This window comes from Polaromonas sp. P4_H1, from assembly GCF_056400945.1.
In genome coordinates, this window is sequence record NZ_JBFUKG010000002.1 from 161,832 (window position 1) to 186,582 (window position 24,751).

Genomic DNA, 24,751 nt, shown 5'->3' on the forward strand with positions numbered 1-24,751 from the left:
GAGCGATACGCAGGGCATATTTCAGAGGACGGCTATCGGGGCCATAGCGGCTGCATAAGCGACCCGGTTACTTGCTTTCTGACACAATGACTGCAACTTTAGCCGTATCTCGTAACTAGACCAAAGGAGCCGTCATGGCGAGCGAATTGATCAAACATACCACCGATGCCACTTTTGAAGCCGACGTGCTGAAATCCTCGACGCCCGTCCTGGTGGACTATTGGGCCGAGTGGTGCGGTCCCTGCAAGATGATTGCCCCCATTCTTGACGAAGTGGCCACCGGCTATGACGGCAAGCTGCAGATCGCCAAAATGAATGTCGATGAAAACCGCGACATTCCCGCCAAGTTCGGCATTCGCGGCATTCCCACGCTGATGCTGTTCAAGGATGGCCAGCTGGCGGCCACCAAAGTTGGCGCCATGAGCAAGGCCCAGTTGACCGCGTTCATCGACCAGCAACTGGCCTGAACATTTCGCATTGCCATCAGGAAGCCGGGCCTGCCCCGGTTTCCTGATCCGGCACTGGCTTGTTTCTTGCCCAGCGCAAATCCCTTGTCCCTTTGAGCCCGCGCCCCGGGCGCCTGCCGGGGACGCCTCGATACCCCCGATTTACATCCTGATTTTCCTGTCATAATGCGCTTTATTCGCCAGACGGTTGTTACCGGCTGGTTCGAGTTCCCGGTTTGTAAGCCTTTCTCCTCTGCGGCTTCTTTTCAAACCTCCCCCGTTTTTTAAATGAACTCCGCAAGGAGTAATTCCATGCACTTAAACGAACTCAAGGCACTGCACGTGTCTGAAGTCCTCAAGCAGGCCGAAGCCCTGGAGATCGAAAACGTTGGCCGCATGCGCAAGCAGGAGCTGATGTTTGCCATCATCAAGAAGCGGGCAAAAACCGGCGAAACCATCGTCGCCGATGGCGTGCTGGAAGTGCTGCCGGACGGTTTTGGCTTTCTGCGTGCGCCCGACTCGAGCTACACCGCCAGCACCGACGACATCTACATCAGCCCAAGCCAGATCCGCCGCTTCAACCTGCACACCGGCGACATGATCGAAGGCGAAGTGCGCACCCCCAAAGACGGCGAGCGCTACTTTGCACTGAACAAGCTCGACAAGGTCAACGACGGCGCGCCGGAAGACAACAAGCACAAGGTCATGTTCGAGAACCTGACGCCGCTATTCCCGCGCGAGCAGTTCAAGCTCGAGCGCGACATCAAGGCCGAAGAAAACCTGACCAGCCGCATCATCGACATCATTGCCCCCATTGGCAAAGGGCAGCGCGCCCTGCTGGTGGCACCGCCCAAATCCGGCAAGACGGTGATGATGCAGAACATCGCCCACGCCATCACCGCCAATTACCCCGAAGCGGTGATGATGGTGTTGCTGGTGGATGAGCGTCCTGAAGAGGTCACCGAGATGCAGCGCAGTGTGCGCGGCGAAGTGATTTCTTCCACCTTCGACGAACCCGCGGCGCGCCACGTGCATGTGGCCGAAATGGTGATCGAGCGCGCCAAGCGCCTGGTCGAACTCGGCAAGGACGTGGTCATCCTGCTGGACTCCATCACCCGCCTCGCCCGTGCCTACAACAATGTGCTGCCCTCATCGGGCAAGGTGCTGACCGGCGGTGTCGACGCCAATGCACTGCAGCGCCCCAAGCGTTTCTTTGGTGCGGCCCGCAAAATCGAAGAAGGCGGCAGCCTGACCATCATTGGCACGGCGCTGGTCGATACCGGCAGCCGCATGGACGAGGTGATCTTTGAGGAATTCAAGGGCACCGGCAACTGCGAGATTCACCTGGATCGTCGTTTGTACGAAAAACGCGTGTTCCCGGCCATCCACCTCAACCGCAGCGGCACCCGCAAGGAAGAGCTGTTGCTAGCGCCCGAAATTCTCCAAAAGTCGCGCATTTTGCGTCAATTCATGTACAACATGGATGAAATCGAGTCCATGGAGCTCATGCTGAAGAACATGAAAGCGACGAAAAACAACCACGAATTCTTCGACATGATGCGGCGAGGCGGCTAAAGCCGACTCGCCAACTATGGCCCCCACGGCTCACTTCGTGTAGCTTCCTGCCCCCCCCGAGAGGGCCGTTGCGCCTGCGGCCCGGCMAAGCCGGTTCCGCGGCCCCGGCTCGGTTAAATCCAAGCCCTTCGAAGCCCCCGGAGCTGCTTTCGCCACAAAATCACCCCTCATGAGGCCAAAACCGCTGTAAGTGGTTGATTTCATGCCATAATATTAGGCTTAGCGGAAAGTGCCCAGGAATGGCTTGAGTGGCTCCCGCAACGAATAAGGAAAGATCATGAAAGAAGGCATTCACCCCAATTACCGCGAAGTTTGTTTCCTGGACCTGTCCAACAACTTCAAGTTTGTGACCCGCTCCTGCGTGAACACCAAAGAAATGGTGAAGATGGAAGACGGCCGCGAGCTGCCCCTGTACAAGCTCGATACGTCCAGCGAATCGCACCCCTTCTACACCGGTACCCAAAAATCCGTGGACAACATGGGTGGTCGCGTTGAGAAATTCCGCAACCGCTTCGGCAAAACCGCTGCCAAAGAGGCAACGCCACCAGCTGCCGAGTAAGCTGCGAAACATTCTTTCGCCAGCCTGCAAGAAGCAGCCTGAATTTCAGGCTGCTTTTTTTTCGGCTAAAACTGCCCTTGCTTGCCATGAAAATCGCTATCCGGCCCCCCTGCAGACATCTTTCCTGAGCACCAAGCCGTTTTGAACAAACCTTCGCCCGCCATCATTGCCCAGTCTGCCGTGCGCCGCCTGCCGCGGCTGGCGCTGTTGTTGTTTTGCGCGGCCTACGTGCTGCCGGGATTTTTTGGCCGTGGTCCGTGGAAATACGAGGACATCGCCGCCTTCGGCGTCATGCGGGAGTTGACGTCCAGCGCGGCCAACTGGCTGCAGCCTCAGCTGCTCGGACAGGTCACCGATTTTGAAGCACTTGTGCCCTATTGGCTGGGCGCCCTCGCGATCAAATGCCTGCCTTTTCTGGACCCGGCCTTTGCCGTGCGCATTCCGTTCGGCCTGCTGCTGGTCCTGACGCTGCTCACCACCTGGTACGCCATCTACTACCTGGCCCGCAGCCCACAAGCGCAGCCGGTAGCCTTTGCCTTCGGCGGAGAAGCCGGCCCGGTGGACTACGCCCGCGCCATTGCAGACGCCGGTTTGCTGGCGCTGATTGCCAGTCTGGGCCTGGCACAGTTGTCTCACGAGACGACCCCCGCGCTGGCGCAGCTGGGCTTTACGGCCCTGGTGTTTTACGCAATGTCTGCCAGCCCGTACCGCCGGGCGACCAAAATTCGGGGCCCTGCACTGGGCCTGTTGATCGGTCTTGCAGGACTTACCCTGAGCGGCGCGCCCACACTGGCCCTGCTGCTGGGTATGGGCGGTGTACTGGTCGAGGCGGCTCATCTTCGCTGGGGCTACGACCAGGATAGCCAGGGCAGCCAGGCCGACGCTGACAGCAGGCGGCAGTCCTGGCATTGGGTGCTGCTGATTGCCGGCGCCACGCTGCTGGCCGCACTGCTGGCGTACAAGCTGGACCTCTGGCGCTGGCGAATTCAGCTGCCCGGCGCCAGTGATCAACCGGCCTGGAGAGACTGGCGCCGGCTGGGTCGTCTGCTGCTGTGGTTCACCTGGCCGACATGGCCGCTGGCGCTGTGGACACTGTGGCGCTGGCGCAGACAGCTGGCGAGCCGCCACGTGGCCCTTCCCCTGTGGTTCGCGGGCATGGCTGTGGCCGCCACGCTGACCACCACAGCCTCCGACCGTAGTCTGCTGCTGAGCCTGCCACCGCTGGCGGCACTGGCGGCATTTTCCCTGCCAACGCTCAAGCGTAGCTGGACCTCGCTGATTGACTGGTTCACGCTGCTTTTTTTCACGGGCTGCGCCACCATCATCTGGGTGGTCTGGATTGCCATGCAAACCGGCGTGCCGCGGCAACCCGCGGCCAATGTGGCCAAGCTGGCGCCAGGCTTCGAACCCAGCTTTTCGTGGTTTGCTTTTTTGGCAGCAGTGGCAGCCACGCTGGCGTGGACCTGGCTCGTCAAATGGCGGGCCGGTGCACAGCGCGCAGCCATCTGGAAGTCGATGGTCCTGCCTGCCGGCGGCGCCACCCTCTGCTGGTTGCTGCTGATGACACTCTGGATGCCCTTGCTCGACTACGCGCGCAGCTATGCACCGATGTCGCGGCAGATCGCCAGCCTGGTTGACAAAAAAGCCTGCGTCGAGATATATGGGGTGGACAGCGCCCAGGCTGCTGGGCTGCAGTACCACGGCCAGCTGGAGCTGCGCCAGGCGACGCCTCATGCGAGCTGTCCTTACCTCGTCGTGGATGTCGATGCCCAGTCGACCCTCAGCAGCACCGTGAATATGCCGGACTGGGCGTTCCTGGCCACCGTACGCAGACCGACGGACAAAAACGAAAATGTCCTGGTGTTCAAACGGGTCAGCACAGATACGCAGGCCCGGGCGGCCAAGCCAGCCAGCTCGCCTGCCCACCCTTGAGCGAACTCAAAATCATCAGCCAGCACGCGGGAACTGTGCTGGTGGGCCAGCTGGCCGTGATGGCCTTTGGCGTGGCAGACACCGTGATCGCCGGGCGCTACAGCGACGAGGCCCTGGCAGCGCTGTCGGTAGGGTCGGCCATTTACATCAGTGTCTACGTCGGGCTGATTGGCATTGTCCAGGCCCTGCTGCCCATCTGGGCCGAGATGCGGGGCGCCCGCGAATACGAAGCTGTCGGGCGATCCTTGCGGCAAAGTCTTTACTTGTGCAGCTTGATCACTGCCGTCGGCATGGCTGCGCTGCTGTTTCCCGGCCCGCTGCTGCGCTGGGCGCAAGTGCCCGAACTCATGCAGGAGGAAGTGCAGCACTACCTCGCCATTCTGGCCTTCGGCTTTCTTCCCTCGCTGTTGTTCCGGGTTTACAGCACGTTCAACCAGTCGCTGGGCAAACCACTCCTGGTCACCTGGCTTCAGGTCGGTGCCCTGGCGGTCAAAATCCCGCTCTCAGTCTGGCTGGTGGCCGGCGGTGGCGGCGTCGCGCCCATGGGTGCCGCCGGCTGTGCCTGGGCCACGCTGACCGTCAACTACCTGTTGCTGGTACTAGCGCTGGTGATGCTGCGCTCGCAAGCGCTGTACAAGCCGTTTTACCTCTGGCGACGCATGGAGCGGCCCGACTGGCCGCAGATTCGCGGCTTTGCCCGGCTCGGTATTCCGGGTGGACTGGCCTATCTGGTGGAAGTGACCTCCTTTACCTTGATGGCGCTGTTCATCGCGCGATTGGGAACCACGGCCTCGGCAAGCCACCAGATCGCGGCCAGTGTGGCGGCCGTGCTTTACATGATGCCGCTGTCCATGGCCATTGCCTGCAGTGCGCGCGTGTCGTTCTGGTTGGGTGCCGGACGGCCTGACTACGCCGCGCGGGTAGTTGTTCTGGGCCTGAAACTCACAGGCCTGGCGGCCCTCGCGCTGGCCGCTACTATTTCGGTAGCAGGGAAGTTACTGGCAGGCTGGTATTCGGGCAACCCGGCGATCATTTCCCTCGCATCATCCCTGCTGGTATGGGTGGCTTTTTATCATGTGGCCGATGCAACCCAGGCGCTGTGCGCATTTTTGCTGCGTTGCTACCGCATCACGCTCACGCCGCTGGTGCTGTATGGAGTTTTGCTGTGGGGGCTGGGTCTGTTTGGCGGTTACCAGCTCGCCTATGAAGGTGTTGCAGGCCGGGCCGCCACGCAATCGGCCGGCAGTTTTTGGGCTGCCAGCACCATCGCCATCGGACTGGTGGCCACCTGCCTCCTGGGTTTGCTGTGGCACGCCGTTCGGCAGAGCCAGCGGGCAAGCCTTCAGAAAATTCAGGCAGCGTGAGCCCGACGTATGCGTGCCGCCGGAAAAATGATTGAAAAACGCGAACCGTGCCCCGGCTGGCTCTCGATATGCAGTTCAGCGCTGTGGCGCTGGACTACATGCTTCACGATGGCCAGACCCAAGCCCGTTCCGCCGGTTTCACGCGAACGACTGCGGTCAATGCGGTAAAAGCGCTCGGTCAGACGCGGCACGTGTTCGGGCTCAATACCCGGCCCGGTGTCCCTGACCTGAAACTGGCCACGCCCATCCTTGAGCAGCGTCCAGCTGACGCTGACCAGGCCCGTCTCCGGCGTGTAGCGCACGGCATTGGTCACCAGGTTGGACATGGCGCTGTAAAGCTCCGTCTGCACGCCCGCGATCTCACAGGCCGGCCCCGGGTCAAACTCCAGCTGATGCCCCTGCGGCGTAATCACGGCCGACAACGCCCTGGCCTCCTGCTCGCACTGGGCCAGCAGTGCATTGGTGGTGATCCAGTCATTGGCGCCGGGGAACGGGCTTCCTTCCAGGCGCGACAGGGTCAGCAAGTCACTCACCAGCGTTTGCATGCGCTGGGATTGCTGCGCCATCAGCGCCAGGTAACGGGCGCGCTCCGGCTCCTCCAGCGGCAGGGTTTGCAGGGTTTCGATGAAGCCGGACAACACCGTCAGCGGCGTGCGGATCTCATGCGACACATTGGCCACGAAATCCCGGCGCATGGCTTCCGCCAGCTCGACGGCGGTGATGTCCCGCGACAGCAGCAACTTGCGGTCTTTGCCGTAAGCGTGCACATGTACCGACAATTTCACGGGTCGCGCCGGTGTACTCAGGCTGCCAGGGATCACAACGTCATGCGAATAATTGCCCGAGGCCAGGTAAGCCTTGAAGGCAGGCTCGCGAACCAGGTTGGCAATATGCTGCATCACGTCGCGCTGCGCGTCGAAACCGAAATGCTGGGTTGCCATCTGGTTGCACCACTCGATGCGCCCCTGCGCATCCAGCAACACCACCCCGCTCGGGGAAGCCTGCATGGCCGCCAGAAACTCGTCCAGGCGTGCCTGGCTTTCCTGCAACTGCTGATCGCGGTTCTTGAGCAGCCGGCGGGTCCGGTCAACCACCTCCCCCCAGACACCGGGCAAGCGAGGTAGCTCCTGGCTATTCACCACTGCCGGCACTTCCCTGCCCTGTTCGGTACGCAGCCACCGGAGAAGTCGCCCCATGTAGAGGCTGTCGATCATCAACCAGACCAAAGCGCCCAGTGCGAGGCCCCCACCCAGACTCCACGCGAGCCCACCCTTCGCTGCAGTCCACCAACCCAAAGCGCCACCGGCCAACATGCAGGCGGCAAAAGCAATCCAGCGGTTGATCATGTGCCGGATTGTGCCGCAGCAGCGACCCGGCTGGCAGTGGCCGCCGCGGTCAGACGGTAGCCCGCCCCGCGAACGGTTTCGACCATCGCACCGGCAGCGCCCAGCGCTTCCCGCAGGCGCTTCACGTGAACATCCACCGTACGCTCTTCAATGAACACATGGTCACCCCACACCTTGTCCAGCAAGGTACTGCGGCTGTGCACACGCTCCGCATGCTTCATCAGGTAATGCAGCAGCTTGAACTCCGTGGGGCCCAACTTCAGTTCCTGGTTCTGGAACGAAATACGATGGGTGCCGGCATCCAGCACCAGCGCACCCACCGTCACGCTGTCGTTCACCGACTCGGGTGCGCGGCGGCGCAGCACGGCGCGAATACGGGCGAGCAGCTCCTGCGTTGAAAACGGCTTGGTGATGTAGTCGTCGGCACCGGCATCCAGGCCCGCGACCTTGTCAGGCTCATCGCCGCGGGCGGTCAGCATCAGGATGGGAATGGCCTTGGTGCGCGCCTGCTTGCGCCAATGACGCGCCAGCGCCAGGCCGCTCTGCCCTGGCAGCATCCAGTCGAGCAGGATGGCATCGGGCAGCACGGCGTCGAGTTCGCGCTGGGCCGCCACACTGTCCTGCACGACAACAGGTTCAAACCCACCATGCCTCAAGTTGACCGCAATCAGTTCGGCAATCGCTGGCTCATCTTCAACAATCAGTATGCGGGCTTGATGTTTCATGCGGCCTTACTTGACGGCGGACTCGATCTGGTCCATGGAGGTATGCCTGACATCCGCACCTTTGACGATATAGATGATGAACTCGGCGATATTCTTGGCATGGTCGCCCACACGCTCGATGGCCTTGGCGACAAACAGCAAATCCAGGCTGGCTGAAATGGTGCGCGGATCTTCCATCATGTAGGTGATCAGCTTGCGCACAAAACCGTCAAACTCCTGGTCAATCAAGTCGTCCTCCTTGAGGATGGATACCGCCGCAGCGGTATCAAGCCGGGCAAAGGCGTCCAGCGCCTTGCGCAGCAAGCCGGAAGCCAGTTCGGCGGCAACGCGAAGATCGGACGACGGCAGGACGCGTGCCGAACCGCTGCCGATGATCGAATTGACCATGCGCGCGATTTTTTCGGCTTCGTCGCCGGCACGCTCCAGGTTGGCCGTGGTCTTTGAAATGGCGATCAGCAGGCGCAAATCGCGGGCAGTAGGCTGGCGGCGGGCAATGATGGAAGACAGCTCGCGGTCAATGTCGATTTCCATCGCGTTGACACGCGCCTCAGCCTCTATCACCTGGTTGGCGCTCTCGGTGCTGAATTGCGACAGCGCATAGATGGCCAGACGGATCTGGGATTCAACCAGGCCGCCGAGCTCCATCACACGCGAGGACACGCCGTTGAGTTCGCTGTCAAACTGGGTCGATAGGTGTTTATCAGGCATATTTTCCCTTTGAATTATTCGCCGCTGCGATCGAAACTGCAACGCATGGAGCACCGAGTACGAGGCCAGCAGGCGCCGCGGAACCGGCTTTGCCGGGCCGCAGGCGCCGTCCCCCTGAGGGGGATTCCGGCTACACGCAGTGAGCCGAGACAGGGGGCAACTTTGTTCATCCGAAACGGCCGGTGATGTAGTCTTCCGTCTCTTTACGCTTGGGTTTGAAGAAGAGGTCTTCCGTGGCACCAAATTCAACAAGATCGCCCAGGTACATATAGGCCGTGTAATCACTGCAGCGGGCGGCCTGCTGCATGTTGTGCGTGACGATCACCACCGTGTAGTCGTTTTTCAACTCGGCAATCAACTCCTCCACCTTGGCCGTGGAAATAGGGTCCAGCGCCGAGCAAGGCTCATCGAGCAGCAGCACCTCGGGCTTGATGGCAATACCGCGGGCAATGCACAACCGTTGCTGCTGGCCTCCGGACAGGCTGGAACCGCTCTGGTTCAGCTTGTCCTTGACTTCCCCCCAGAGAGCCGCCTTGCGCAATGCCCACTCGACCCGCTCGTCCATATCCGAGGCGTTGAGGCTTTCAAACAGCTTGACCCCAAAAGCAATATTGTCATAAATCGACATGGGAAATGGCGTGGGCTTCTGAAAGACCATACCGACCTTGGAGCGAATCAGTGCCACGTCCTTTTTGGAGGTCAGCAGGTTTTCCCCGTCAAACGTAACGTCCCCCTCCGCACGCTGCTCGGGATACAGTTCATACATGCGGTTGAAGATCCGCAGCAGGGTGGATTTTCCGCAGCCCGAGGGGCCAATGAAGGCCGTGACTTTTTTCTCGGGAATTTCCAGGTTGATGCCTTTGAGGGCATGAAATTTCCCGTAATAAAAGTCGAGGTTTTTGACCGATATTTTCGATTTCTCGGCCAGCTTTTCGCGTGAGGCAGTGAGGGTATCCATCTTTGACCTTGTCTTGGTATGTGGGTCGACCGTCGGTCAGCCCATCAATGTTTGGTGCGCGTCAATACACGCGCCAGAATGTTCAAGCCGAGTACCGCGAGCGTGATCAGGAACACGCCAGCCCAGGCAAGTTGCTGCCAGTTCTCGTACGGGCTCATGGCAAACTTGAAAATCGTCACCGGCAAGCTGGCCATGGGCTGGCTCAGATCCGATGTCCAGAACTGGTTGTTGAGCGCCGTGAACAGCAAAGGCGCTGTTTCACCCGCGATACGCGCTACGGCCAGCAGGATGCCGGTCACCACACCCGAGCGGGCCGCCTTGAGCGTAATGCTGGTGATCACCTTCCATTTGGGCGCACCCAGCGCGTAGGCAGCCTCGCGCAGCCCGGCCGGAACCAGCTGAAGCATGTTTTCCGTGGTCCGGATCACCACCGGAATCACAATCAATGCAAGCGCTATCACACCGGCCCATCCTGAAAAGGACTTGAAGCGCGACACCACCACAGCGTACACAAACAGGCCGATCACGATGGAGGGCGCCGAGAGCAAAATATCGTTCACAAAGCGCGTGACCGATGCCAGCCAACCCTTGGTGTTGTACTCAGCCAGGTAAATGCCGGCCATGATGCCGATCGGTGTGCCGACGCACGTCGCCAGCAGCACCATCAGGAACGAACCATACAGCGCATTCGCAATGCCGCCGGCTTCATTGGGCGCGGGCGTCATTTCGGTGAAGGTCGCCAGCGCTATGCCGCCGATGCCCAGGCGTATCGTTTCCCACAGAATCCAGAACAGCCAGAACAGCCCGAACGACATGGCTGCCAGGGAGAGCACCAGCGCAATCTGGTTGACCCGTTTGCGGCGGGCAAACTTGGCCAGGCGCGCATCATGCATCACGGCACTCATGATTTGGCTCCCTCGTTTTTCCTCAACTGGGCCAACAGGAGCTTGGACAGCGAAAGCACCACAAAAGTGATAAAGAACAGCACCAGGCCCAGGTAGATCAATGCAGCCTGATGCAAACCATCAGCCGCCTCGGCAAACTCATTGGCCAGCGCCGACGTGATGCTGTTGGCTGCCTGAAACAGGCTCAGGGAATCGAGCTGGTTGAAGTTGCCGATCACGAAGGTCACCGCCATGGTCTCGCCCAGCGCACGCCCCAGGCCCAGCATGATGCCGCCCACCACGCCGGCTTTGGTGTAGGGCAGCACCACCTTGAAGACCACTTCCCAGGTTGTGGATCCGAGGCCGTAAGCCGATTCTTTCAGCAGCACCGGCGTGACCTCGAACACATCGCGCATCACCGAAGCGATGAACGGAATGATCATGATCGCGAGAATGATGCCGGCCGACAATATGCCAATACCCACCGGCGGCCCCGAAAATAGTGCCCCCAAATAAGGCACATTGCTGAAAAGACTTTGCAGCGGCTGCTGCACGTAGGTAGCGAGGATGGGCCCGAACACCAGCAAGCCCCACATGCCGTACACGATGGAAGGCACGGCGGCCAGCAGTTCAATAGCGGTGCCCAAAGGCCTTTTGAGCCAGGCGGGCGACAGCTCGGTCAGGAACAGCGCGATGCCAAAACTCACGGGCACGGCGATCACCAAAGCGATCAATGACGTGGCGAGCGTGCCATAGATCATGATCAGTCCGCCGTACTCGTCTTTGACAGGGTCCCAGACGCTGCTGGTCAAAAAACCGAGCCCGTACTTGCTGATGGCTGGCCACGCTCCGACGATCAGCGACAGCAAAATACCGATCAGCAAACCGAGCGTCAGCAGTGCTGCCCCCTGGGCGGCCCAGCCGAAAAGCCGGTCAGCCAGGGAGCTTCTGCGCATAGCCTTTACAGGAGGAGGATTGGTCATGTCACGTCCGGTCGCATTCGCCGGGTGATCAAAAGCGGCCCGGCTAGCCGGAAGTGTAGAGGACACTTAAAAAAACCCCATGATTCGTCGTCACTTTCAGGGAAAACAGGCTATGCAGCAGGCTTACTTGTAAGCAACAACCTTGCCCGACGTGTCCTTGATGTCAGCCCATGATTTTTCGATGATCGCCTTCACGCTGGCGGGCATAGGCACATAGTCCAGGTCATCGGCGATCTTGTCGCCATTTTTGTAAGCCCACTCAAAGAATTTGAGCGAGGCAGCAGCCTGCGCGGGCTTGTCCTGCGCCTTCTGCATCAGGATAAAGGTGGCGCCCGTGATGGGCCATGCATCCTTGCCAGGCTGCTCAGTCAGGATCTGGTAAAAACTCTTGGACCAGTCAGCGCCCGCAGCAGCAGCCTTGAATGCCGCATCATCCGGCGACACGAAATTGCCGGCAGCATTCTTCAGCTGGGCAAACGTCATCTTGTTCTGCTTGACATAGGCGTATTCCACATAGCCAATCGAGTTGGGCAGACGGCCGACGAATGCAGCGACGCCCTCGTTACCCTTGCCGCCAGCACCCACCGGCCAGTTCACCGCCGTGCCTTCACCCACTTTGGCCTTCCACTCGGCGTTGGCCTTGCTCAAATAATTGGTGAAAATAAAGCTGGTACCCGAACCATCAGCGCGGCGGACCGGCGCGATGGCCGCATCCGGCAAGGCCAGTGCAGGATTCATCGCCTTGATGGCGGGGTCGGTCCACTTGGTGATCTTGCCCAGGTAGATGTCACCCAGGACCTGACCGCTCAGCTTCAGTTGGCCCGGAGCGATGCCCTTGATATTGACCACGGGAACCACGCCACCAATCACGGTCGGAAACTGCACCAGTCCTTTTTTGGCGAGCTCTTCATCCTTCAGGGGCGCGTCTGATGCGCCAAAATCCACGGTTTTGGCCTCAATCTGGCGCAAACCCGCGCCAGAGCCGACCGACTGGTAATTAATCTTGATGCTGGTGGCCTTGTTGTAGTCAGCAGCCCATTTGGAATAAAGCGGAGCGGGGAAACTGGCTCCAGCGCCCGTGACATCCTGTGCAGCCGACAGCGTGGCAAACGACATGACGGCAACACCCATCACAGCAGTCATGGAAGCTTTGAAACTCAATTTCATCGAAACACCTTTTGGGTTGGTAGGAAAGATGCACGAACTGTAAAAAACTTGTGTGACAACGATGTGACAGACACTTTCCCGGGTCAACGCATGGCAATCCACGGGGTTGTCACAAAACCTTCAAATTTTCGTCACGGATCTGTCATCGACTCCTCCTACGCTTGGCCCTGTCTTAATCAGGAGAATTTCCATGCCCAATTTCCGCATTCTGCTCGTCGCCGCAACCGTTGCCGCCCTCGCCGGCTGCGCTACTTCCAGCGCCCCGGTATCGGTAGCGGACACTATCGCCGCCAAACCGCAATTGAGCACCCTCACCAGCCTGGTCACCAAATCAGGACTGACGGACACCCTCAAGGGTACGGGCCCCTTTACCGTCTTCGCGCCTACCAACGAGGCCTTCGCCAAGGTTCCGGCAAAAACCATGGACGATCTTGCCAAGGATCCAGCCAAACTCAAGGCCGTGCTGACCTACCATGTACTGCCCGTCAAGGTCATGGCCGCCGACGTCAAAAATGGCAACAGCAAAACCGTCAATGGCGCCAATGTCGCGATCTCCAAAGCGGGTGATTTCGTCACGGTGGAAGAAGCCATGGTTCAAACCGCCGATATTTCTGCGACCAACGGTATGGTGCATATCGTCGACAGCGTTTTGATTCCTCCTGCGACCCGCTAACGCCAAGTCACCACAAGGCCCAAGGGCCTTGTCTTCTGGCTGTTTCAGGCCAATGCCCGCGCTGTAACTGCGCTGGCCGCTCCAAATTCCATAGCTTTTCAAACCGGACGGCGGGGACTGCCCCGCTTGGGGATTCACTCATGCCTTCACAAAATCCAGTCATCAGCCGTCGCCAACTGCTGCAGCGTGCCAGCATGCTGACGGCGGGTGCGGCCACGACGGGCTGGGCACAGCCTGGCAAACCGGCCGCTTCACGCGGCGTCGTCGTTGCACAGGTGGTGGACTTCTCGCCCGCGCAACAGGACGTGTCCAAAGACTTCCTGATCGGGTCACGCGCCGCCTGGCAGGACATCAACGCTCGCGGGGGCATACGCGGCCGGCAGGTGCAGCACCTTGCGCTCGAAACGGACGGCACGCCAGCCAGCCTGCGCGCGGCACTCGACTCCGTCCGGGACAATCCATCCTGCGTCGTCCTCTCCGGCAGTGTCGGCGACCAGATTGCCAGCCAAATTGCTACCCCATCGCGCCAGGGAAGTCTGGATATTGCTCACGCAGCGCCCTGGCTGCAAAACTCCAGCCTCGAAATCGATGACAAGACGTTCCCGATTTTCGCGGCGCGCCAGGAACAGATTGCCTATGCACTCAAAACCCTGTCGGTCATGGGTCTGAAGGAACTGGGCGCGATTTATGCGACTGCCAAGGACCACGCGGCCTACCGCGTCGAGGTCGAACGCATTGCTGCCGGCATGCAGCTCACGCTGCAGTCGTTTCAGGGCGACGGGGACTTGCGCGTGCTCGGCCAGAAGCTGACGCCCAGCACGCCGGCTGTGCTTCTCTTTGTGGGAGGCACACCCGAACTTGCCGCGTTCACGCAAGGCCTGGAAAAGCAGGCACGCCAACGCTACGTCGTCGCGCTGGCCGACGTCAACCTGCAGACCATGCTGCAAATGGGCGCGGCGCGCAACACGCCGGTGATTGCGACCCAGCCGGTGCCGCTGGTCAATGCCAGTCTCCCCGTGGTCAGAAGCTACCGCGATACGCTCGCACGCCTGTTTGACGAGCCCCCCGCCCCATTGAGCCTGGCCGGCTTCATTGCCGCCAGGTACACCTATGAAGTGCTCCATGACATTGATGGTCCGCTGACACGCCAGAGCACGTTGGCCGCCTTTCAGCGACGCTCCAGCATAGACATAGGAGGATTTCGCATCAGTTTCAACCCGCAGCGCAGAAGCGGCAGCTACGTCACGCAGAGCATGATGACGGTCGACGGCCGGCTGATCGGGTAAGCAGCCCGAATACCGAGGTAAGTGCCGATGAGAGTGCCGCGTGAATGCTATGCTGAGCCCGGAAAAAGAAACTCAGACATGCAAAATGGAACACTGCTCGCGGCTGTGGATCTGGGATCCAACAGCTTTCGCCTTGAAATTGGCCGCTTTGACCACGGCCGGGTGCACCGCACTGAATACATCAAGGAAACGGTCCGCCAGGGCAACGGACTGGATGGCGACCGCAACCTGACGCTGGACGCCATGCAGCGCGGCTGGGACTGCCTGGCCCGCTTCGCCGAGCGGCTGGCCGGGTTCAAGAAGACGCAGGTCAGGGCCGTAGCCACGCAAACCTTGCGGGAGGCACGCAACCGGGAAGAATTTCTGACCCGAGCCCACCAGATCCTGGGCTTCCCCATTGATGTCATCTCAGGCCACGAAGAAGCCCGATTGATTTACCAGGGCGTAGCCCATCTGCTGCCGCAGTCGGATGAGCGCAGGCTGGTCGTGGACATTGGCGGTCGCTCCACCGAGATGATCCTGGGCAAGGACCTGGAGGCACTCACAATGGAGTCTTACCGTGTGGGCAGCGTGGCCTGGTCCATGAAATACTTTCCGCACGGGCAGTTCACACCGCGTGCCTTCGAAATGGCCGAAATTGCGGCCAAAGCGGTGCTCGACGAAGCGGTCAATGCCTACCAGCCTGGGTTCTGGGATGTCGCTTATGGTTCGTCCGGCACCATAGGCGCCGTCAGCGATGTACTGACCGCCTCAGGCTGGCCTGCCGGCTTGGTCACGCGCGATGGCCTCGACTGGTTGCTGGATCGCCTGGTCAAGGCGCAAAGTGCCGACCGCCTGAAGCTCGACGGCATGAGGGATGACCGGCGCGCCGTCATCGGTGGTGGCGTCAGCGTGCTGCGGGCTGTGTTCGGGCTGCTGGGCATTGAGCAGATGGCAACAGCCCAGGGCGCCCTGCGCCATGGCGTGCTCTATGACCTACTCGACCGGGAGCAGGATTTAACCGACTTGCGTTCCACCAGCGTCCAGCGCCTGGCCAGCAAATTCGATACAGACGCTGTACAGGCCCAGCGCGTCAGCAGAGTTTCGCAGCATCTGTTCCTGAAGGCTGGTGCGGGCCTGCCCGATGCAGCATTGGAACGCTTCCAGCGCAAGCTGCAGTGGGCCGCACAGCTTCATGAGATTGGCAGCCAGATCTCGCACAGCGACTACCACAAGCATGGCGCCTATATTCTGGACAACGCCGACGCGGCCGGTTTTGCGCTGCCCGAACTGCACCGGCTGAGCCTGCTCGTGCTGGGCCATCGCGGGAAATTGCGCAAACTGGAAGTCGACTTTGAAGACCGCGTGTTTGTCCAGCAGCTGCTTTGCCTGCGCGTGGCCGTCATTTTGTGTCATGCCCGGCGAGACCCAGACCTCAAGGGCCTGCAGCTCGAATGCGGTGCAGAGCCCGGCCGGATTTTTGTGTTGAACTGCAGACCGGGTTGGGCTGAAGCCTTTCCCCAATCGGCGCATTTGCTGCGCGAGGAAGTGCTGGCCTGGCAAAAAACGCCGTGGACCCTGATCGTCTCCGGCCTGTAGACCGCGCAAGCCCTGACGGCAGGGGTCTTGACGGTTCTTTTTTAAACGGTATAAACTGTATATACGGTTTATATCGTTTATTCAAAAGGACAAACTCATGGCAACCTCGAAAAGAGCTTTTGCATCACCGGCGACCAGGAGCCCGGCCCAGCCAAAGATGGCGAAGCCTGCACTGAAAAAATCGCCCATCCGCAAAGCCGCCACGGGCAAGCCCCTCTCCTCCGCTCCCCTTGCCAAAAAGGCTGGTGCAAAAGCTGGCGCTAAAGCTGCGAAAACGCCGCGGTCCAAGGTGTTGACGACAGCAAAGCCTGACAAGGCAGCCAAGCCCAAGAAACCCAAACTGGTACGCGACAGCTTTACCATTCCCAAAGCCGAATACCTGGTGCTTGAGGGCCTCAAACAGCGCGCAGCCCAATTAACCCGCCCAGCCAAAAAAAGCGAAGTGCTGCGCGCCGGCATCAAAGCCTTGGCAGCCCTGTCCGATGCTGCCTTCCTGATGGCGCTGGAGCAGGTTCCGGCCATCAAGACTGGCCGCCCGACCCTGTCCAGTTAAGCAGGGGACGCTGACTGCGGCCGTCGAACGTCGTCAAACGATCTTCCTCCCGGCACGCCCTTAGAGCACCCTTTTAAAGCACTTCAGGCGACTGCACGGTGACCACGACGGTCTGGCTATGGCCGTCACGTTCGCGGTTGCGAAGCCACCAGAGAGAGCCCTTTTTGACGGGACAATCGCTCTCCTGCAGCCCCAGCAGTTGGGCAATCGTCTGTCCCAAGGTGGGTTGATGCCCCACCACCAGGATGGGCGACCGACTCAGGGGCCATTGCACCAGCTCCAGCAACTGCGCGGGCGTTGCATCCGGTGCGAGTTCGGTCCGTATCTTGTATTTGCGTCCCAGCGCCAGCACCGTCTGCTCGCAGCGCCGCGCCGGGCTGACCAGGATGCGCGCGCCTTCCGGGAGCTGCCGGTCCAGCCAGCCGGCCATACGGGCCGCCTGCTTCTCTCCTCGCGGCGTGAGCGACCGGCCCAGATCACTGCCTCCCTCGGGATCACCTTCAGGCCAGTCTTCCGCCTCCGCATGACGCCACAAGATGAGGTCCATGGCTATTTTTCCCTTTGGTGGGCTGGCAAATAACGCGCCATCAGGGCCGCTTGAGCACCGTGCCCTCCTGCCTTGGCACGTTGATCCACCCGCAGGTAGGTACCGTCAGGCTGCAAATCCCAGGCATCGCACCCATCATGCAAGTAGGCCACCAGGCATTCATCGATGATGCGCTGGCGAATGACAGGATCGATGACCGGCCAGGCCAGCTCTACCCGGCGCAGCATGTTGCGGTTCATCCAGTCTGCGCTGGAGAGATAGAGAGATTCTTCCGCGGCACAGCGGAAATAAAACACCCGCGAGTGCTCCAGAAACCGGCCAATCACCGAGCGGACCCGGATGTTGTCCGTCACGCCCGGAACCTGGGCGGGCAGCATGCAAGCGCCGCGCACGATCAGGTCTATTTTTACGCCACGCTGCCCGGCCCTGACCAGGGCCAGCATCAAGTCTTCGTCGGTCAGTGCATTCATCTTCGCCACAAGCCGGGCATCCTTGCCCTGCAGGGCCGCTTCGCCCAGTGCATCGATTTTTTCAATCAATTTGCGCTGCAGCTGAAACGGCGCCAACCAGAGGTGATGCAATTTGGGCAGGCGGCTTTGGCTGGCCAGGTGCACAAACACATTGTCAATGTCCAGCGTCAGCAAGGAATCGGCAGTCAGGTAACTGATGTCGGTGTACAGGCGTGCCGTGCGCGGGTTGTAATTTCCGGTAGACAGGTGTGCGTAACGTACGAGATGCCGGCCCTCGCGCCGGGTCACCAGCAGCATCTTGGCGTGGGTCTTCAAGCCCACCACCCCGTAAACCACCTGCGCACCAATCGACTCCAGCATCTCCGCCCAGTTGATGTTGGCCTCCTCGTCGAAGCGTGCCTTGAGCTCCACCACGACGGTGACTTCCTTGCCGCGCCGAACAGCCTCCCGCAGCAGCAGCATCAGTTCGGAATCGGCGCCGGTGCGGTAAATAGTCTGCTTGATGGCCAGGACCTGCGGGTCGTTGACCGCCTCGCGTAAGAAAGCCAGAACACCCTCAAAACTCTCGAAGGGCTGGTGAATGGACACATCACCCTGCTTGAGCCGTTCAAAAAATGATTGCCCGGGTTGCAACTGCGTGGGATAGCTGGCGCTGTAGTGCGGGAACAGCAGCTTGGGATCATTGACCAGGTCCACCAGCTGGGTCAGCCGCACCAGATTGACCGGCCCCTGGACCCTGTAGAGGGAAAGCTCCGGCAAGTCGAACTGCTTGCGCAAAAAGTTCGCCAGGTATTCCGAACATCCAGCCGCGACTTCCAGCCGGACAGCCTGGCCATAATGGCGCTGCTCCAGGCCCTGGCGCAGGGCCGTGCGCAGGTTCTTCACATCGTCTTCATCCACCGCCAGGTCGGAGTGCCGGGTCACGCGGAACTGGGAAAACTGCCCGACCTCCCGGCCTGGAAACAGTTCTGCCAGATGAGCCCGGACCACACTGGACAGCGAGACAAACAGCCTGCCCTTGTTGGCGCCGGGCGTTGGCATCGGGATCATGCGCGGCAATACCCGCGGAATCTTGACGATCGCGATTTCGTTCTGGCGCCCGAAGGCATCATGGCCACCGAGCCGGACGATGAAGTTCAGCGACTTGTTGGCCACCTGCGGAAAAGGATGGGAAGGGTCGAGCCCGACCGGCACCAGCAGCGGCCGGACTTCCCTTTCAAAATAAGCCTTCACCCAGCGGCGCTGGGCGGCGTTGCGCTCGCCGTGCGAGACGACGCGAATGCCCAGCCGCTCAAATTCCGGCATCAAATCGTCGTTGTAGAGGGAGTACTGGCGCGCCACCATGGCATGCGCGGCAGCCGACAGGGCTGCGAAGGACTCGACGGTGTACAGGCCTTTTTGTTCGTTGCCCTGGGCCGCCGTCAGGTGAGGTGCCGCGCGGACCTCAAAAAACTCGTCCAGGTTGGACGACACAATGCACAAAAACCTCAGGCGCTCGAGCAGCGGCACATCCGGGCGCCTGGCCCAGTCCAGCACCCGCTCGTTGAAAGCCAGAATACTGTGGTCACGGTCGAGAAACCTGACAGGTCGCGCAGCATCGTGGATTTGAGCAGGCAAAGTAAATGAAGGGAGCAAATCAGACATCAGCAAGATAAGTCTTTGTAATCAAAGGTAATTCCGAGTGTTTACTGGTTTGATGACAAAGGTGTGACAGTACTTTTAACTGATGCTATGCCCCCGCTGAGCGGCTTGCAAGAACTGCCTTTGGCAGCCAACACCAGATAGCTTTCAAACAGGTGTGCAGCCTGCTCCCAACTGAAGTCGAATGCCCGCCTGCGGGCCTGATGCCGCGGTACCGCCAGCGCGCTGTAGCAGGCTTGCTGCAAATCGGTGTTCATGGCACCGCCGTGACAGCTTCCCCCTTCGCCCTCCTCTCCCTCTTCTTTACCCAGCACCTCCAGCGGGCCATCTACCGGATAGGCCGCCACAGGCGTGCCTGTCGCCATCGCCTCCAGCATCACCAGGCCGAATGTTTCCGATCTGCTGGGAAATACAAATACATCAGCCGCTGCGTACACCTTGGCCAGTTCGTTGCGGGGCATCACACCCATCCATCGCACCTGCGGATAGCGCTCCCTGAGCGCGACTTCCAGCGGCCCCACGCCGCAAACGACTTTGGTGCCGGGAATGTCCAACTTTAAAAATGCCTCGATGTTTTTCTCGTACGACAAGCGCCCCACGAACAGCGAGACCGGGCGAACCAGCGTGCCCATGGGCGGGTACAGCTGCGGTACGGGCTGGAACGCAAACAGTTGGGTGTCCACGCCGTGCGTCCAGCTCCGCAGATTGCAAAAACCCCGTTGCTCCAGCATGCGCAACACGCCTTGCGTGGGCACCATCACGCCGGATGACGGCTTGTGAAAGTAACGAAACAGCGCGTAACCCCACGACAGCGGGATCCTGAGCGCTGCATGGAGGATTTCAGGAAACTTGGTGTGAAATGCTGTCGTGAACTTCAAACCGCGTTTGCCGCAGTAGCTGCGCGCCGCCCAGCCCAGCGGGCCCTCGGTCGCGACGTGAATGGCGTCAGGCTCAAAGGCATCGAGTTTTTCAGTCAGGCCGCGCCGAGGGCGGACCGCCAGGTCAATCCCCGCATAACCTGGGCATGGCCGGGTCTTGAAAAGACCGGGGTGAATCACCTCGACCACGTGCCCCAGTTGCTCCAGTTCGCGCATCAGTTCCACGAGCGTGGTCACCACTCCGTTGACCTGGGGCTGCCAGGCGTCCGTGATCAGGGCGATCTTCATGCGGTCACCGCCTGCACGGCATGGCCACGGCCCTGGGTTTCATGGGCGGGAGCCCAATGCACCAGTTCCAGGCTGCCGTCAAAATTTTCAACCAAAGCCGTGCGGCTTTCGACCCAGTCGCCGTCATTACAGTACAGGACGCCGTTGATGTCGCGCATCTCGGCACGATGAATATGGCCGCACACCACGCCCTGGTGGCCGCGGCGGCGCGCTTCGCTGGCCACGGCCACTTCAAAGTCGGTGACATAGTTCAGCGCGCTCTTGACCTTTTGCTTCAAGTAGGCCGACAGCGACCAGTAGGGCAAACCCATTCGGGCGCGCAGACTGTTGAGATGCCGGTTAAGTTTGAGCGTGAATTCATACAGGTTGTCGCCCACGTAGGCGAGCCATTTGGCGCATTGGACGACCGCATCGAAATAATCACCGTGGATAACCCACAACTGCAAGCCGGCGGCCGTGGTGTGCACCGCTTCTTCCATCACTTCGATGCCGCCAAACTGGTGGCCCATAAATTCACGCGCAAACTCATCATGGTTGCCGGGCACATAAATGACGCGGCAACCTTTGCGGGCGCGCCGCAGCAGCTTTTGCACCACGTCGTTGTGGGACTGCGGCCAGTACCACTTGCGGCGCAGCTGCCAGCCGTCAACGATATCGCCCACCAGGTACAGGTTGTCGCTGGGATGGGCTTTCAGGAAGTCCAGCAGCGCGGCAGCCTGGCAGCCTGGCGTGCCCAGATGTAGGTCGGAGATGAAAATCGTGCGGTAACGCTTGCGCAACGACTCATCGTCGCTGTCGTCTTCGCCCGGCACATTCCCGTTGGCAAATGAACCGATGGCATCGAACATGTGCCGCATCAGGCCTCCGCGGAATTGGCAGGAAGGGGCTTGCCCGAAAAATGCTTCAGGTAGCGCGGCGGCAAATCGGCGATGCGCATCATCATGGGCAGATCGGCCGAGTTGAAGTCCGGATCCCAAGCCGGCGCCCCGAGCACCTTGGCACCCAGGCGCAGGTAACCCTTGATCAGCGCCGGTGGCTCTACATCCAGAGAGTCGTCGAGCTGCTCCACCGGCAAGGCCAGGCGCGGCGTCACGCGGTATTCGATGGCGGCCAGGTGGGTTTGCCGCACCTGGCGCCAGATACTGGCTGCTGCATGCCCACTGGAGACACCGTTGTGCTGCATCGGGATGCTGGCACAACCAATCATGGTGTCGAGTTGATTGCGCGCCATGAATTCGGCCAGCGCGCCCCAGAGTGCCAGGATCACGCCGCCATGCCGGTGGTCGGCATGCACGCAGCTGCGCCCGAGTTCCACCATGCGCTCGCGCAGGGAGCGCAGCCGGGTCAGGTCGAATTCGGTGTCGCTGTAGGTGCTGCCCACGCGCTTGGCCTGGGTCGGGGTGAGCACACGGTAGGTGCCAATCACGTCGCCGCTGGCCTCGTCACGCACCAGCAGGTGTTCACAATAATCATCAAACAGGTCAATGTCGTGACCAGGCAAGGTCCTTGACAGGGTGGCGCCCATTTCGAGGGCAAACACCTGGTACCTCAGGCGTTGCGCCTGCCGGACCTCGTCCTGGTGCCGGGCCCAGCTGACCGAGATTTTCCCCACTGGAGCCCTTTGAACAGGGGCTGGACTGACAGCATGACCGCTTTGATGAAGTGACCCCCGTGGCATTGCGACGGGCGACAATGCAAAGGTGGGATTGGGCAGTTCTTTCATGGCTAACTCCTTGGTTCCTTGTGTCAACAACTTCAGCGACTCCACGACTCAACATCACGCGCGCTGTAAAAAAGCCCCAAAAAAGGGGCTCTGACTCTCAATCGCTGGCGGCCAGCGACACCGCTTTATTCCGTCGCCCCAGACTGGCAATCAGCACTGGCCGTGCATTCGAAAGCCCTTCGAGCCAGGGCCGGGTGCCCGCCTTGAAGCGAAAACCACCAGGACTGTTGGCCAAAGCCTGGGCCGTGCAGCGCAGGATGCGCAGGCACTGCTGGTTGAGGTCATGGATGCCGGCGCTCAAGGCGCTGGCGGCGCCTTGCTCGTGCTTGCCCTGTTCACCGGCGTGGTTCAAATACCGTCCCATCGCGTGCTCCGTCATGCTGGTCATGGCGTGATTCTGAAAGCCGGGGGTGACGTGTTCGTGTCAGTTCGATGGCAGTTGTGTGACAGTGCAAGAAAATCACCTTGGTGCCGCCTTGCGCCGGCAAAACTGCGCGCAAACATTTTTTCTTTGCTATCAAATAGATAGCTTGGCGCCGCATACCCTGCCCGCGGGGGCCGTACGGCGTAGGAAATGGCCGACCTCTGCTTGGGAACGCGGCGCGCAGCATGACGGAGCCCCTAGCGGTAATTTCAGGATCCCAGCATCAAGACTTATGCAGCCAAGGAGAATCGACATGCCAAGAGGCGACAAATCGGCCTACAGCGACAAGCAAAAGCGCCAGGCTGAACACATTGAGGAAGGCTACGAAAACCGCGGCGTCAGGAAGGAAGAAGCCGAACGCCGCGCCTGGGCTACCGTGAACATGGAAACCGGTGGAGGCAAGAAATCCGGCTCGGGGCGCGGCAAGGCTGAAAACCATGCGCCGTCACGCAAGGGCGGGCGGCTGGGCGGCGCCGCTTCAGCGGCGCGCACGGCCGCTGAACGCTCAGCTTCCGCAAAAAAAGCCGCCGCCACCCGCAAGCGCAATGCGGCCGCGGCAAGGTAAAGGCAGGCCGATGCGCCGGTGCAGGCCGCCTGACGCTTCATTCGCTAAAGGGCGTGCTGGTTGACCCGCTTGGCCAGCGCATCCGCGCTCTCTCTGCGCTCGCTGTAGCGGTCCGTCAGCCAGGACGATAGGGAAGGTCCGCAACCCCCACAGAAGATTCAGCGCCCGGCAACACGCTCTCCCCGCTCATTGACGACCTGTGGGGTGGGCCAGCATGGCGTCGATCAACACGTCATCGCCCAGCGCGGGATCGTCCAGGCCGAGGTCCTTGTAGGCGGCTTCCTTTTGCCGGATCACCTCGCGGACGGGCACCGCCATCTGCGCGACCAGCTCCCGCAGCTTGTCCCGCGTGGGTGGCGTTTTGAGGTACTCGATGACTTCGGGTTCGATGCCGGCATTGCGGATCAGCGCCAGCACATTGCGCGAAGTGCCGCATTGGGGGTTGTGGTAAATCGTGACGGGCGGCATGCGTTTCACTCCTGGTAGTAGAAAACTGGCAGTAGAAAAGTTGGGGCAATAAGGCAGGCGGTTGCCTCGATTCAATAATTCAATTATATTTGAACTATGGAATCTTTTACGCAACCCCCCGAACCGGGCACTCTCGATGAAAGCGCCGCCGTCAAGGCGCTGGCCGCCCTGGCCCAGGCCCAGCGCCTGCGGGCTTTCCGCTCCCTCGTCGTGGCCGGCCCCGATGGGTTGACGCCGGGGGCCATGGCCGAACAACTGGGCGTCGCGCCCAGCGCGCTGTCCTTTCACCTCAAGGAGCTGTCGCATTCAGGCCTGGTCAGCAGCGAAGCACGCGGCCGCAACCTGATCTACCGCGCCAACTTCAGCCAGATGAACGCGCTGCTGGGCTACCTGACGGAGCACTGCTGCGAAGGCGGCGCCTGCGAAGTGGGCCCGCGGGCCGATTGCGCTGCCTGCTAACCATCACCACACCCCCACACATCACCACTCCCAGGAGAGCACCATGAAACGCCTCCATGTCCACGTCCACGTGCAAGACCTCGCGCAGAACATCGCCTTTTATTCGGCCATGTTCGACCAGCAGCCCGCGCGCACCGAAGCCGACTATGCGAAGTGGATGCTCAGCGACCCGCCGGTCAACTTTGCCATCTCCACGCGTGGAAGCGCGCCCGGCGTGGACCATCTGGGCATCCAGGTCGACAGGCCCGAGGAACTCGAAGCCCTCAAGGCCAGCGCCACCCGCGCCGACATGACGCTGCTGAATGAAGGCCCCACCACCTGCTGCTACGCCCGCAGCGACAAATACTGGCTGACCGACCCGCAAGGCATCGCCTGGGAGCAGTTCCATACGCTGGACAGCATTCCAGTGTTCAGCGAATCAAAACCCGCATCAAATGAGGCTGACGCCCAATCCTGTTGTGCGCAATCCGCTACAAATAATGTAGCGACCATGCAATTTTCCAACATCCCGCAACAGGTCAAGGGCGCCAAAGCCTGCTGCTGAGAGACAT

Annotated in this window: 26 protein-coding genes and 1 pseudogene; 12 read left to right on the top strand and 15 right to left on the bottom strand. The window is 60.6% G+C overall.

The genetic code is table 11. The features are described from left to right. Positions 1 to 134: 134 nt before the first annotated feature. From trxA to AC1DS5_RS03635, 5 genes are all read left to right on the top strand, one after another. Entirely contained in the window at positions 135 to 467 is a 333-nt protein-coding gene (trxA, locus tag AC1DS5_RS03615; RefSeq protein ID WP_011483186.1) for a thioredoxin TrxA, read from the top strand. 291 nt (positions 468 to 758) lie between these two features. Next, positions 759 to 2,021 (top strand): transcription termination factor Rho, encoded by a 1,263-nt coding sequence (rho, locus tag AC1DS5_RS03620; protein ID WP_477716888.1) that lies wholly within the window; start codon positions 759 to 761, stop codon positions 2,019 to 2,021. A 277-nt stretch (positions 2,022 to 2,298) separates the two neighbouring features. After that, positions 2,299 to 2,580 (top strand): type B 50S ribosomal protein L31, encoded by a 282-nt coding sequence (locus tag AC1DS5_RS03625; RefSeq protein ID WP_011483184.1) that lies wholly within the window; start codon positions 2,299 to 2,301, stop codon positions 2,578 to 2,580. Positions 2,581 to 2,721: 141 nt separating this feature from the next. Next, entirely contained in the window at positions 2,722 to 4,512 is a 1,791-nt protein-coding gene (locus tag AC1DS5_RS03630) for a hypothetical protein (protein ID WP_477716889.1), read from the top strand. Continuing rightward, on the top strand, positions 4,509 to 5,876 hold the full coding sequence (locus AC1DS5_RS03635) for an MATE family efflux transporter (RefSeq protein ID WP_477716890.1): 1,368 nt from the start codon (positions 4,509 to 4,511) through the stop codon (positions 5,874 to 5,876). Before AC1DS5_RS03630 ends, AC1DS5_RS03635 begins: the two co-directional genes overlap by 4 nt. Here AC1DS5_RS03635 and phoR read toward each other — a convergent pair. From phoR to pstS, 7 genes are all read right to left on the bottom strand, one after another. Beyond that, positions 5,864 to 7,222 carry a phosphate regulon sensor histidine kinase PhoR gene (gene phoR / locus AC1DS5_RS03640; protein ID WP_477716891.1) on the bottom strand — a complete coding sequence of 453 codons (1,359 nt, stop codon included), beginning with the start codon at positions 7,220 to 7,222 and terminating at the stop codon, positions 5,864 to 5,866. The two genes, AC1DS5_RS03635 and phoR, sit on opposite strands and share 13 nt — an antisense overlap. Next, complete coding sequence (phoB, locus tag AC1DS5_RS03645) at positions 7,219 to 7,947, bottom strand: phosphate regulon transcriptional regulator PhoB (RefSeq protein ID WP_477716892.1); 729 nt, start codon at positions 7,945 to 7,947, stop codon at positions 7,219 to 7,221. The genes phoR and phoB overlap by 4 nt, the downstream gene beginning before the upstream one ends. Before the next feature lie 6 nt (positions 7,948 to 7,953). After that, positions 7,954 to 8,655 (bottom strand): phosphate signaling complex protein PhoU, encoded by a 702-nt coding sequence (gene phoU, locus AC1DS5_RS03650; protein WP_477716893.1) that lies wholly within the window; start codon positions 8,653 to 8,655, stop codon positions 7,954 to 7,956. A gap of 166 nt (positions 8,656 to 8,821) precedes the next feature. Then, positions 8,822 to 9,613, bottom strand: coding sequence for a phosphate ABC transporter ATP-binding protein PstB (gene pstB / locus AC1DS5_RS03655; protein WP_477716894.1), 792 nt, complete (start codon positions 9,611 to 9,613; stop codon positions 8,822 to 8,824). A gap of 44 nt (positions 9,614 to 9,657) precedes the next feature. Continuing rightward, on the bottom strand, positions 9,658 to 10,518 hold the full coding sequence (gene pstA, locus AC1DS5_RS03660) for a phosphate ABC transporter permease PstA (RefSeq protein ID WP_477716895.1): 861 nt from the start codon (positions 10,516 to 10,518) through the stop codon (positions 9,658 to 9,660). Continuing rightward, the gene (gene pstC, locus AC1DS5_RS03665) at positions 10,515 to 11,546 is read right to left on the bottom strand and encodes a phosphate ABC transporter permease PstC (RefSeq protein WP_477716896.1); all 1,032 of its coding nucleotides are present in this window, start codon (positions 11,544 to 11,546) and stop codon (positions 10,515 to 10,517) included. Before pstC ends, pstA begins: the two co-directional genes overlap by 4 nt. Positions 11,547 to 11,603: 57 nt before the next feature. After that, positions 11,604 to 12,623 (bottom strand): phosphate ABC transporter substrate-binding protein PstS, encoded by a 1,020-nt coding sequence (gene pstS / locus AC1DS5_RS03670; protein ID WP_477716897.1) that lies wholly within the window; start codon positions 12,621 to 12,623, stop codon positions 11,604 to 11,606. A gap of 214 nt (positions 12,624 to 12,837) precedes the next feature. On the opposite strand from pstS, the gene AC1DS5_RS03675 reads away from it, so the two are divergent. From AC1DS5_RS03675 to ppx, 3 genes are all read left to right on the top strand, one after another. Beyond that, positions 12,838 to 13,320: a fasciclin domain-containing protein gene (locus AC1DS5_RS03675; RefSeq protein WP_477716898.1), complete on the top strand. Its 483-nt coding sequence runs from the start codon at positions 12,838 to 12,840 to the stop codon at positions 13,318 to 13,320. A gap of 140 nt (positions 13,321 to 13,460) precedes the next feature. Next, positions 13,461 to 14,606: an ABC transporter substrate-binding protein gene (locus AC1DS5_RS03680; protein WP_477716899.1), complete on the top strand. Its 1,146-nt coding sequence runs from the start codon at positions 13,461 to 13,463 to the stop codon at positions 14,604 to 14,606. Positions 14,607 to 14,684: 78 nt separating this feature from the next. Beyond that, positions 14,685 to 16,184 (top strand): exopolyphosphatase, encoded by a 1,500-nt coding sequence (gene ppx / locus AC1DS5_RS03685; protein ID WP_477716900.1) that lies wholly within the window; start codon positions 14,685 to 14,687, stop codon positions 16,182 to 16,184. An 81-nt stretch (positions 16,185 to 16,265) separates the two neighbouring features. Here ppx and AC1DS5_RS03690 read toward each other — a convergent pair whose 3' ends face one another. Further along, positions 16,266 to 16,394, bottom strand: coding sequence for a hypothetical protein (locus tag AC1DS5_RS03690; RefSeq protein ID WP_477716901.1), 129 nt, complete (start codon positions 16,392 to 16,394; stop codon positions 16,266 to 16,268). An 82-nt stretch (positions 16,395 to 16,476) separates the two neighbouring features. Here AC1DS5_RS03690 and AC1DS5_RS03695 point away from each other — a divergent pair, with 82 nt between their 5' ends. Continuing rightward, positions 16,477 to 16,737 (top strand): hypothetical protein, encoded by a 261-nt coding sequence (locus AC1DS5_RS03695; RefSeq protein WP_477716902.1) that lies wholly within the window; start codon positions 16,477 to 16,479, stop codon positions 16,735 to 16,737. A gap of 73 nt (positions 16,738 to 16,810) precedes the next feature. On the opposite strand, the gene AC1DS5_RS03700 is transcribed toward AC1DS5_RS03695, so the two are convergent. The 6 genes from AC1DS5_RS03700 to AC1DS5_RS03725 form a co-directional block, all read right to left on the bottom strand. Next, positions 16,811 to 17,284: a SixA phosphatase family protein gene (locus AC1DS5_RS03700; RefSeq protein WP_477716903.1), complete on the bottom strand. Its 474-nt coding sequence runs from the start codon at positions 17,282 to 17,284 to the stop codon at positions 16,811 to 16,813. A gap of 2 nt (positions 17,285 to 17,286) precedes the next feature. Further along, entirely contained in the window at positions 17,287 to 19,398 is a 2,112-nt protein-coding gene (gene ppk1 / locus AC1DS5_RS03705) for a polyphosphate kinase 1 (RefSeq protein ID WP_477716904.1), read from the bottom strand. Between the two features lie 41 nt (positions 19,399 to 19,439). Continuing rightward, positions 19,440 to 20,561 carry a glycosyltransferase family 4 protein gene (locus AC1DS5_RS03710; protein ID WP_477716905.1) on the bottom strand — a complete coding sequence of 374 codons (1,122 nt, stop codon included), beginning with the start codon at positions 20,559 to 20,561 and terminating at the stop codon, positions 19,440 to 19,442. Continuing rightward, a complete protein-coding gene (locus AC1DS5_RS03715) occupies positions 20,558 to 21,418 on the bottom strand; it encodes a UDP-2,3-diacylglucosamine diphosphatase (protein ID WP_477716906.1) in 861 nt (286 codons plus the stop codon). Before AC1DS5_RS03715 ends, AC1DS5_RS03710 begins: the two co-directional genes overlap by 4 nt. Beyond that, positions 21,418 to 22,284 carry a GNAT family N-acetyltransferase gene (locus tag AC1DS5_RS03720; RefSeq protein ID WP_477716907.1) on the bottom strand — a complete coding sequence of 289 codons (867 nt, stop codon included), beginning with the start codon at positions 22,282 to 22,284 and terminating at the stop codon, positions 21,418 to 21,420. Before AC1DS5_RS03720 ends, AC1DS5_RS03715 begins: the two co-directional genes overlap by 1 nt. Before the next feature lie 97 nt (positions 22,285 to 22,381). Next, positions 22,382 to 22,672, bottom strand: coding sequence for a hypothetical protein (locus tag AC1DS5_RS03725; protein ID WP_477716908.1), 291 nt, complete (start codon positions 22,670 to 22,672; stop codon positions 22,382 to 22,384). A gap of 289 nt (positions 22,673 to 22,961) precedes the next feature. Here AC1DS5_RS03725 and AC1DS5_RS03730 point away from each other — a divergent pair, with 289 nt between their 5' ends. Beyond that, complete coding sequence (locus tag AC1DS5_RS03730; protein WP_477716909.1) at positions 22,962 to 23,273, top strand: plasmid stabilization protein; 312 nt, start codon at positions 22,962 to 22,964, stop codon at positions 23,271 to 23,273. 201 nt (positions 23,274 to 23,474) lie between these two features. Here AC1DS5_RS03730 and arsC read toward each other — a convergent pair. After that, positions 23,475 to 23,741 (bottom strand): annotated as a pseudogene (gene arsC, locus AC1DS5_RS03735) (arsenate reductase (glutaredoxin)); the annotation flags it as partial. A 96-nt stretch (positions 23,742 to 23,837) separates the two neighbouring features. Between arsC and AC1DS5_RS03740 the strand changes: the two are divergent. Then, positions 23,838 to 24,200, top strand: coding sequence for an ArsR/SmtB family transcription factor (locus AC1DS5_RS03740; RefSeq protein WP_477716910.1), 363 nt, complete (start codon positions 23,838 to 23,840; stop codon positions 24,198 to 24,200). Between the two features lie 43 nt (positions 24,201 to 24,243). After that, on the top strand, positions 24,244 to 24,744 hold the full coding sequence (locus tag AC1DS5_RS03745; protein ID WP_477716911.1) for an ArsI/CadI family heavy metal resistance metalloenzyme: 501 nt from the start codon (positions 24,244 to 24,246) through the stop codon (positions 24,742 to 24,744). The last annotated feature ends 7 nt before the right edge of the window (positions 24,745 to 24,751 follow it).